This window comes from Streptomyces sp. NPDC053069 (assembly GCF_044546895.1).
Taxonomy (GTDB): domain Bacteria; phylum Actinomycetota; class Actinomycetes; order Streptomycetales; family Streptomycetaceae; genus Streptomyces.
The window spans coordinates 73,189-79,718 of sequence record NZ_JBITZN010000025.1; the positions used below are offsets into that span (position 1 = coordinate 73,189).

Genomic DNA, 6,530 nt, shown 5'->3' on the forward strand with positions numbered 1-6,530 from the left:
ATGCAGGTCAGCAAGCGTGCTCCGCGCGCCCGCGGGGATGGTCCCTGAGGTCACTCCGGGGAGCGCGTCTGCAGCGGCCAGAGCGGCGGCTTCCTCGCGATACAGCTTGCACAGTCCGTCCTCGAGCGCGCGACCAGCCAACAGAATCCGTGCGCCGCAGTCTCCGCAGGAACCGCGCGGTGGGCTCTCCGGTACACGCGGGACCGGGACGAGAGCAGGCCGGGGGACTGCGTCGTCCAGCTCGCACCCCGCGCAGCGCCCCGAAGCGCCGAGGCGGGTGCCGTGCTCTGGGCATGGGCCCTGGTTCGCAATGATCGCATCACTTCGGTGGCCGGGAGGACGTGGTGAGGCTGCGGCCGGTGAAGCGGAACTCGGTCCCGGCCGGTTCACCGGCGCGGGTGACGACATCGCCGATCGCCTCGGGCTGCAGGCCGCCCTCCAGGACGGTGTGCCACCGGTTGTGCAGGCGGCGCCAGGCGTAGCCGTCCGGGTCGGTGAGGCCAGCCGCCTCCTTCCAAAGCCTGCCAGGCCCTCACCCGAGGGCCGGGAGCCGTAGGGGACCGACGCGGGGGCGGACCTTACACACACGCAGGTCGGCCTGGATGCCGCCGGGAGTCTCGGCATAGTCGCGGACCGATTGAAGGCCAGTTCCTGCCGGCGGCCGGCGACGGCGCAGTGCATGAGCACCAGGGCGCGGTCGCGCAGGCCCGTGAGGTTGCCCGGGCAGGCGGCGCTGATCTTCACCAGGTGCTCGACAAGCAGCGGCAGGGCCTGACCCCGGCCGTGGGTCTCCCCCTCCTCCATCTCCTTCACCAGCTGCTTGAGCCGGAGCCACTCGACGAGCCCGGGGTGACGGCGAGCACCGGTACCCCGGAGGCGGCGCAGAACTTCGTCCAGCTCGCCCAGTCCTGGGCGTAGCTCCTGCGGGTGCTCGGCGGGCAGCCGTCCGCGACGGTGCGCACGGCCTGGAGGTCGATGTGGTCGAGCGCGGCCCGGGTCGCAGCGTCGTACTCCTCCGGCCGGGCTGGCGCGGCCGGGACGACGGTCGGTTCAACCGCGTTCTAACCATCCGACACAAAAAGCCCCATTCATTGGATTCACGGGCTTCCATGGAACCTCGATATGGAGTCCATGCGGCATCCCGGGGCGAGGTCGCGTTACGCGGCGCGTTGACGCCCCCGTGCACGGCCCGCGCTGTGGTGGTGGAAGGGTGAGCGCACCACTGCCCCGGCACCGACCGGAACAGCAAAAACGGCCTGCGATTGTGGCCGGGCCGCCGGATCCTTGTCCTGGCCTTCACCGCCGCGATCGCCGCGTCCGCCGCGGCGTTCATCGCTGGCTGAAACTGCTCCATGTACACGACCTGGCGCATGAGCAGCACATCGGCTCCAAGACGTTGTTCGACCTCGTGAAGCTGTCCTTCAGGGGCGTCGCTGGTGCTGGCGCTCTGGTCGCCCTGGTCAACGCCTACCGGCGCCAGCGTGTCGACGAGGCGCGCCATCGCGTCGACGAAGCCGGCACCCTGCGCGAAGACACCCGTCTACACACCGAACACTTCACCGCCTGCAGTCACACAGCTTGGCGAGAAGTCCGAGGCCGTACGTCTGGGAGCCGTCCACGCCCTGGCCGGCCTCGCCGACGACGCCCCCATCTCCGCTCTGCGCCAGACCTGCATCGAGGTGCTGCGTGCCTGCCTCCACCTGCCCTACACAGCGGAGGTCGATTTGCCAGCAGACGACGCGCGAGCCCGGAACACCTATCTGGCCTTGCGGGAAGTGCGGCACACCGTCATCCGCGTCATCCGCGACCGTCTCCGTCCTGAACCCGGGCACCCGCACTCCTGGGCGGGCCTTCGCTTCGACTTCACTGGTGTCACCTTCGACGGCGGCAACTTCAGGGGCGCGAAGTCCTCGGGCGCCACAGTCGACTTCAGCAGCGCAAAGTTCTTCGACGCCTCGGTCTCCTTCCGCGGCGCGACGTTCTCCGGCGCCAAGGTCACCTTCCGTGGCGCAACGTTCTCTGTCGCCACGGTCGACCTGTCGACGGCGAGGGGGCGACCGCCATCGGGTCTTGTGCCGGCGTCTGACAAGCCCCTGTCCGACAGGCTGTTCCTGCCTCCCGAGTGGTACCCCGCGAAGGCCTGAGGCGGGGAGCTTATCCCGATGCATGACCGAGGGTTGTCGGTGAACGCTGTCGGACCGCACGGAAGATTTCAGTGCCGCAGCGAAGATTTCAGTACTGCGGCCTTGTAGGCGAGGTTCGTAGCTATCCGGCCGCGCTCGATCGTTCTTCGGGTATGCCACACCCGAGCCCCGAACCGTCCCCAACTATCCCTGACTGGCCATACTGTGGCCACGGCGCCCTCCGGGGGACCCGGTCGGCTGCCGCGGCATCCACGTCCCCGACCACACGGCATGCCTCGCCCAACAGGTCGTCGGCATGGTGGTAGGTGAGAAGCAGCGCCATACCGCCAGGTGGCTATCCAGCAGCCACAACCTGGCCGGCCATGACCTGAGGAGGGTTGGGGAGCAGTGACGCAAGGTTGTCCCGTACGAAGTCGGCCGCCCTCTTGATCGACTCTTCGGCCCCGGCTTGGTCTTCAAAGACACTGGTGGAGACCATCACTCCCTCCCCGGAGTCCACCCAGTAGTAGGCCACAAACCCGGGGACTTGGCGCAGGAGAGGCACGAACCCCTCGTCCACTCGGCGTCCTGCCTCGGCAGGATCGGTCACCCCTTCGTACCGCCGAACTACTGCGTACATAGCTGATCTCCTCACGGATCCCAAGGTCACGTCACGCGAAAGGACATACCCCCCACTGCGCGTCCCTCGCTCGCGGGACGTCCGCAAGGCACTCGGATAGGCGCATCGGTGGTCCAAACCGGGCATCTGCTGTGTCCGGGCATGGGTGGGCCGAGGCTGCACGGAGCTCCGGGCAGAGCCTTGAAAACGGCTCTGCCCGGAGTTCCGTGAATGCCCAGGTCAGAGGCCGCATGCGGGAACGTTCCTCCCGGGCAGTCTCGATCACGGGGGCTGGATCGCTCGAAGGTGTGCTGTTTTACGGGATCGATGTGCGGTTGGAGCGGGTGAGCGTCTCCGCCGAGGTGCTCTGCGTGGAGGCGGCGGCCTGCGGTCCGCCGCCGCGGTGTCCGGGCTGCCGGGCGAGGGCGAGGCGGGTGCATTCCGCGTATGAACGTAGTCTCGGCGAACGCCCCCTCGGCGGAAGGCAGTTGGTTGTCCGGCTGCGGGTTCGGCGGTTCTTCTGCGGACAGGCCGTCCTGCCGACGCCGTTACGTTCGTCGAGCAGGTCGACGGGCTGAGCGAGCGGTATCGACGCTCCAGCCTCGGGCTGAAGCAGTGACTGCGGGCCGTCGCCGTCGAGCTCGGCGGCCGGGCCGGCGAACGCCTGTGTCGCAAGCTGCACTTGGCCGCGGGCCGCAGCCGTCTGCTGGAACTGCTCGAAGCGCCGCCGGTCCCCGACCGGGCCCCGCGTGTACTCGGGGTCGACGAGTTCGCCTTCCGCCGCGGCGCGCCGATACGGCACCCTCCTGGTCGACATCGATACCGGCCGCCCGGTCGACGTGCTGCCGGACCGGTCCTCCGAGACCTTCGCGGCCTGGCTCGCCGAGCACCCCGGGTATCGAGATCGTGTGCCGTGACCGGGCCACCGCCTACATCCGCGCGGTCAAGGAGGCCGCCCCGCACGCCCTGGAGATCGCCGACCGCTGGCATCTGCTGCAGAACCTGCCCTCGGCCGTGGAGAAGGCGTGCCACCAGCACCGCGGCTGCCTGCGGAAACGTCTGGAGGAGGAACAGCTCCCGGACGAGGTGGAGGTGCCGGACGTGCCCCCGGAACTGCCGCGCACCTCGATGGTGGAGCGGACCCGACACCGGCATGCCGACGTGCACCGGATGCTGGAACGGGGCTGGACGATCAGCGCCATCGGCCGCCGCCTCGGCCTGTACCGCAAGACCGCCCGCCGGTTCAAGAACACCGACCTCGACGTCCTGCTCTCCTCCGCCCACGACCGGCGTCCCAACGGGGTGCTGGAACCGTTCAAGCCGTATCTCAACGCCCGCTTCACCAACGGGCCACCAGTGGCACCCAGCTCTTCCAGGAGATCCGTGACCGCGGCTACCTGGGCAGCGTCCAGGTCGTCCGCAAGCACCTCGCCGCCCTCAAATCCGGCACCGCCGAACCCGTCCGCGTCGCCGTCCCCAGCCCACGGAAGATCACAAGCTGGATCATGAGGCCCCGGGAGAAGCTCTCCGAGAGCGAGATCGAGCAGCTTGACCAGGTCCGTCTCGCCTGTCCGGACATCGCCCGTGCCTGCGACCTGGCCCGGGTCTTCCAGGACCTCGTCCGCAACCGCCGAGGTCACCTCCTGCTGGAGTGGATCCGCCAGGCCGAAGGTGACGGCCACGGACCGATGCGGTCCTTCGCCGGATTCCTCCGCCAGGACCTCGACGCCGTCATCGCCGGCCGCAACCACGACTGGAGTTCGGGAATGGTAGAAGGCCATGTCAACCGCGTGAAAACCCTCAAGCGGGCCATATACGGCCGGGCATCCTTCCGGCTCCTCCGCATCCGGATCCTCACCCGACCATGAGCTTCACGGAACTCCGGACAGAGCCGTTTTCAAAGAGCGCCAACAGCGTCCACTGCCGGCCGGACACGGCCCTGGGCATCCTCGACTAGGGCGTGTATCGGAAGTGGATCTCGAGCGTGAGATGATCTTGGTTCGTGGCACGTGGAGATCTGACAGACGCGCAATGGGCGGTGCTGGAGCCGCTGTTGCCAAAGGGTAAGAAGCCCGGACGGCCGCCGACGTGGGCCAGGCGGCAGCTGATCAACGGCATACGGTTCCGGGTCCGCACCGGGATCCCATGGCGGGATGTGCCCGCCGAGTACGGGCCGTGGGGCCGGGCGTACGACCTGTTCCGCCGCTGGCAGCGGGACGGCACTTGGCATCGGATCTTCACCGAACTCCAGGCCCGGGCCGACGCGGGAAAGCTGATCACATGGGACATCAACGTCGCCTCCACAGTGTGCCGGGCCCACCAGCACGCCGCCGGTGCGAGGAAAAAGGGGAGCTTCAGAAGGAGCCGCCCGGCGGCTTCTGCGTCGAGCCGGACGACCACGGGCTCGGGCGCTCGCGTGGCGGTCTGACCACCAAGTTGCACCTGGCTGTCGAACAGGGCCAGAAGCCCATGTCCATCGTGATCACGGCCGGGCAGCGGGGCGATTCCCCGCAGTTCGAGCCGGTCCTGAACAAGGTCCGTGTCCCGCGTCTTGGGCCGGGTAGGCCGCGCACCCGACCCGATCGTGTGCGCGCCGACAGGGCATACGCCTCCCGCAAGAACCGCGCTTACCTGCGTCGTCGCGGGATCCGCTGCACCATCCCGGACAAGGCTGACCAGGCCAGCAACCGCAAGAAGCGCGGCTCGCGCGGCGGCAGGCCGCCGAAGTTCGACCCGCAGGACTATCGGGCTCGGCACGCGGTCGAGTGCGGCATCAATCGCCTCAAGAGACACCGGGCCGTGGCCACGCGGTACGACAAGCTCGCGGTCCGCTACGAGGCCACTGTCCTCATCGCCGCAATCAACGAATGGCTGTGAACGCCCTGTTGTGAAGACGCATCGGCTACGTCGGCGCGATGCGTTCTGCTGTCAGCCAAGACTGTCGCGCCTCGGAAGGCACGGGCGACAGGATCGTCACATGCAGCCGATCTTCGTTCTCGTGCACAGTCCGTCCGTAGGTCCCTCGACCTGGCACCCTGTGGCCGAACACTTGACGGCGGCGGGAAACCAGGTGCGGGTGCCGTCCCTGCTGCACATAGGCGCCGGTGCTCCGCCCTTCTGGCCCCGCATCGTCGACGCCGTCCGCGACGATCTGCGGCAGGTCCCGGCCGGAAACCCCGTCACGTTGGTGGCACACAGCAACGCAGGCTTGTTCCTCCCGACCATCCGCTCGGGCCTCGACCATCCGGTGACCAGCTCGGTCTTCGTCGATGCCGCGCTGCCGGCCCGGACCGGACCGACCCCCGTCGCCACACCCGAACTGCTCGATTTCCTACGCCCGATGGCTGTGAACGGCAGGCTCCCGCGCTGGACCGACTGGTGGGACGAAGCAGACGTCGCACCCATGTTCTCCGATCCGCTGGTGCGGCAGACAGTCGTTGAGGAGCAGCCCACCCTGCCGCTGTCCTACTACGAGCAGCACATCCCGGTCCCCGACGGCTGGGATGACCATCCCTGCTCCTACTTGCTGTTCGGTCCTCCGTATGACGACCTTGCCGCCGAGGCGCGCGAACGCGGCTGGGCCGTGGCACACCTGCCCGGCGCACACCTCCATCAGATCATCGATCCTGCTGGCACCGCCCAGCACCTCGTCGAACTCACCACTACGACTTGATCCACTTCCGATACACGCCCTAGATGTATTGATCACGAGCGTTGTTAACGCTGGCCGGTCTTGATCGTGGCGAAGGCCCCCGTGTGTGGTGGAGGTGTCGAATCTTCACCGCACG

6 protein-coding genes and 1 pseudogene are annotated in these 6,530 nt (G+C 68.2%); all 7 read left to right on the forward strand.

Going from position 1 to position 6,530, the window contains the following annotated elements:
* Window positions 1-747 precede the first annotated feature (747 nt).
* The 7 genes and pseudogenes from ACIGXP_RS38715 to ACIGXP_RS38745 all read left to right on the forward strand — a co-directional run bounded on the left by ACIGXP_RS38715 (window position 748) and on the right by ACIGXP_RS38745 (window position 6,415).
* The gene (locus ACIGXP_RS38715) at window positions 748-918 is read left to right on the forward strand and encodes a hypothetical protein (RefSeq protein WP_399776518.1); all 171 of its coding nucleotides are present in this window, start codon (window positions 748-750) and stop codon (window positions 916-918) included.
* 563 nt (window positions 919-1,481) lie between these two features.
* Window positions 1,482-2,144 carry a pentapeptide repeat-containing protein gene (locus ACIGXP_RS38720; protein WP_399776521.1) on the forward strand — a complete coding sequence of 221 codons (663 nt, stop codon included), beginning with the start codon at window positions 1,482-1,484 and terminating at the stop codon, window positions 2,142-2,144.
* Window positions 2,145-2,993: 849 nt separating this feature from the next.
* Window positions 2,994-3,320, forward strand: a complete 327-nt coding sequence (locus ACIGXP_RS38725) for a transposase family protein (RefSeq protein ID WP_399776524.1) — start codon at window positions 2,994-2,996, stop codon at window positions 3,318-3,320.
* 328 nt (window positions 3,321-3,648) lie between these two features.
* Entirely contained in the window at window positions 3,649-4,251 is a 603-nt protein-coding gene (locus tag ACIGXP_RS38730) for a transposase (RefSeq protein ID WP_399776528.1), read from the forward strand.
* Window positions 4,248-4,610, forward strand: coding sequence for a transposase (locus ACIGXP_RS38735; protein WP_399776531.1), 363 nt, complete (start codon window positions 4,248-4,250; stop codon window positions 4,608-4,610). Before ACIGXP_RS38730 ends, ACIGXP_RS38735 begins: the two co-directional genes overlap by 4 nt.
* A gap of 170 nt (window positions 4,611-4,780) precedes the next feature.
* Window positions 4,781-5,556: pseudogene (locus tag ACIGXP_RS38740) on the forward strand (IS5 family transposase); the annotation flags it as partial.
* A gap of 163 nt (window positions 5,557-5,719) precedes the next feature.
* Window positions 5,720-6,415, forward strand: a complete 696-nt coding sequence (locus tag ACIGXP_RS38745) for an alpha/beta hydrolase (RefSeq protein ID WP_399776533.1) — start codon at window positions 5,720-5,722, stop codon at window positions 6,413-6,415.
* The last annotated feature ends 115 nt before the right edge of the window (window positions 6,416-6,530 follow it).

Bases quoted from the DNA above. Each gene is read 5' to 3' on its own strand.
- ACIGXP_RS38735 (WP_399776531.1), top strand. From the start codon at position 4,248: ATGAGGCCCCGGGAGAAGCTCTCCGAGAGCGAGATCGAGCAGCTTGAC.
- ACIGXP_RS38745 (WP_399776533.1), top strand. From the start codon at position 5,720: ATGCAGCCGATCTTCGTTCTCGTGCACAGTCCGTCCGTAGGTCCCTCG.
- ACIGXP_RS38725 (WP_399776524.1), top strand. From the start codon at position 2,994: ATGCGGGAACGTTCCTCCCGGGCAGTCTCGATCACGGGGGCTGGATCG.